The 2,393-nt window shown below is 71.1% G+C and carries 3 protein-coding genes; 1 reads left to right on the forward strand and 2 read right to left on the reverse strand.

The genetic code is table 11. The features are described 5' to 3' along the window. Positions 1–146: 146 nt before the first annotated feature. Positions 147–1,118 carry an MFS transporter gene (locus tag ACFWBT_RS42630; protein WP_385710117.1) on the reverse strand — a complete coding sequence of 324 codons (972 nt, stop codon included), beginning with the start codon at positions 1,116–1,118 and terminating at the stop codon, positions 147–149. Next, positions 1,088–1,498 (reverse strand): MFS transporter, encoded by a 411-nt coding sequence (locus ACFWBT_RS42635; RefSeq protein ID WP_385710119.1) that lies wholly within the window; start codon positions 1,496–1,498, stop codon positions 1,088–1,090. Before ACFWBT_RS42635 ends, ACFWBT_RS42630 begins: the two co-directional genes overlap by 31 nt. Positions 1,499–1,735: 237 nt before the next feature. Here ACFWBT_RS42635 and ACFWBT_RS42640 point away from each other — a divergent pair, with 237 nt between their 5' ends. Continuing rightward, the gene (locus tag ACFWBT_RS42640) at positions 1,736–2,302 is read left to right on the forward strand and encodes a TetR/AcrR family transcriptional regulator (RefSeq protein WP_385710122.1); all 567 of its coding nucleotides are present in this window, start codon (positions 1,736–1,738) and stop codon (positions 2,300–2,302) included. The last annotated feature ends 91 nt before the right edge of the window (positions 2,303–2,393 follow it).

Consider the following 2,393-nt stretch of genomic DNA (forward strand, 5'->3'; position numbering starts at 1 on the left):
GGCACATGCGGCCCGCACTTCGGTGCGGGCCGCACGCCTGCGTCCACCGGGTCCGACGAGAACAGGTCCTAGTGCCGCGACAGGCAACGTTCGCCCCGTCGCGACTCCCGGCACGCACTGACGGGCAAACGTTGTCTGCCGCGGCACTAGACGGCCCGCTCGCGTTCCTTGCCCGTGATCACGAACGCCGACAGCAGCAGGGCGGCCAGGGCGATCAGGGAGCCGACGCCGAACGCGCGGGCCGAGCCCTCGACGAGGATCTCCGACCGTGAGCCGTGTGCCTGTCGGGTCGCCGTGCCGAAGACCGTCACCAGAACGGACAGTCCGAGGGTGCCGCCGAGCCACTGCAGGGTCTGGAGCAGGCCGGAGGCGGCGCCCGCCTCGCGCGGCCCGATGCCCGCGAGAATGGTCGCGTTCAGCGGCAGGAAGCTCAGGCCGACGCCCAGGCCCATCAGCAGCAACGGGCCGAGCAGCCCGGACAGATAGCCGTCGCCGGGTTCCAGCAGCCACAGCCGGCCCGCCGCGAGGGCGATCAGCGCCATGCCGGTGAGCAGGACCGGCTTCGCACCGAAGCGCTGGAGCAGCCGCGGCACGAGACGCACGGTCGTGAACATCATCAGAGTCATCGGCAGGAAGGCGAAGCCGGTGCGCAACGGGCTGTAGTCCAGGGCCTGTTGGCTGATGAGGGTGAGGAAGTAGAACGCGCCGAACATGCCCGCCGGCAGCAACAGGACACCTGCGTAGCCGCCCGCGCGGTTGCGGTCGGCGAAGAGCCGCAGCGGCATGATCGGCTGCTCCGCGCGCGCCTCCACCAGGGTGAAACCGACGAGCAGGGCCGCCGCGGTGCTGAAGCCCAGCATCGCCTGGGTGTCGCTCCAGCCCTCCTCCGAGGTCCGGATGAACCCATAGACCAGTGAGGTCATGCCCGCCGTGCCGGTGAGTGCCCCCGCCGCGTCGAACCGGCCCGCGTGACGCGGCGTCTCGGCGGTGACGCGCGGGAGGGCGGCGGCGACCGCGATGCCGATCGGCACGTTGATCAGCAGGGACCAGCGCCAGGACGCCCACGAGGTGAGCATGCCGCCGAGGATCAGGCCGATCGACGCGCCGATCCCGGCCATCGAGGAGTAGACGCCGAGGGCGTGGTGGCGGCGTGCCCCTCGGGAAAGCTGGTGGTGATGAGGGCGAGGGTGCTGGGGGCGATGAGCGCGGCGCCCACGCCCTGGAGCGCGCGGGCCGCGAGCAGCCAGGAGCTCTCGGTGGCGATGCCGCCGAGCAGGGACGAGGCGGCGAAGAGGAGGGCGCCGGCGGTGAGAGTGCGGCGGCGGCCCGCGATGTCGCCGATCCTGCCGCCGAGGAGGAGCAGGCCGCCGAACGCGAGTGTGTACGTGTTGAGGACCCAGGACAGGCCGGTGGGGGTGAAGTCCAGGTCTCGCTGGACGTCCGGCAGCGCGACGTTGACGACGGTGGAGTCGACGCCGACCATCAGGTAGGCGGCCACGATGACGAGAAGGGTGGTGGCCGGGCTGGTGCGGAGGATTTCGGAGGCCCGTCGGCGGGGGGTGTTCCGGCGGTGGGTGGTGGCGTGGACGGGGTGGACATGGAGTGCTCCCGGTCTGGCGTCCCCGGTACGGTGCGGGTGGGCAGCACGGACTGCCCGCCGAGATAAGCGGGGACTGTCTCCGTTTGGCTCTCGTTAAGATACGGAGAGGGTCCCCGGTTCGCAAGGAGTAGTTGAATGACGCAGGTCAAGCCCATGCGTGCGGACGCCCGGCGCAACTACGAGCGGTTGCTGAAGGTGGCGGCCGAGGCGTTCGCCGAGCATGGGGAAGGCGCGTCGCTCGACGACATCGCCAAGCGGGCGGGCGTCGGGTCGGGCACGCTGTACCGGCATTTCCCGACGCGGCAGGCGCTGCTGGAGGCGGCCTACGTCGACCGGATCGAGGCGCTCGGGGCGCGGGCCGACGAGTTCGCGAAGGAGCTGCCTCCGGGTGAGGCGCTGGCGGAGTGGCTCTATGAGCTGTGCGTCGGCACGATCGAGGTGCGCGGCATGAAGGCCCTGCTGGGCTCGGCCGTCACGGACGGCAGCAAGGCCGCGCTCACGGCTTGCGGCACTTCCATGAAGGGGGCGGCGGCGCGGCTGGTCGAGGCGGCGCAGCGGGAGGGAACTCTGCGTCAGGACATCGAGCCGATCGAGGTTCTGCGGTTGGCTCACGGGGTTTCCACGGCTTCGGAGCTGGCGAATGGGCAGGGTGAGCAGATTCGCCGGTATCTGTCCCTGCTGACGGAGGGGTTGCGGCCGTAGATGGTTCGCCGGTGCCGGGTGCGGGTGCCTCTGCGGTTCTCGGGTGCGGGTTCGGTGGGTGGGTCCGGTGGGTGGGTCCGGTGGGTGGGTC

The organism is Streptomyces sp. NPDC060027 (assembly GCF_042737005.1).
Lineage (GTDB): Bacteria > Actinomycetota > Actinomycetes > Streptomycetales > Streptomycetaceae > Streptomyces.

Excerpts from the sequence above, each read along its gene's own strand:
- ACFWBT_RS42640 (WP_385710122.1), top strand. The coding sequence starts at position 1,736 with ATGACGCAGGTCAAGCCCATGCGTGCGGACGCCCGGCGCAACTACGAG.
- ACFWBT_RS42630 (WP_385710117.1), bottom strand. The coding sequence starts at position 1,118 with ATGGCCGGGATCGGCGCGTCGATCGGCCTGATCCTCGGCGGCATGCTC.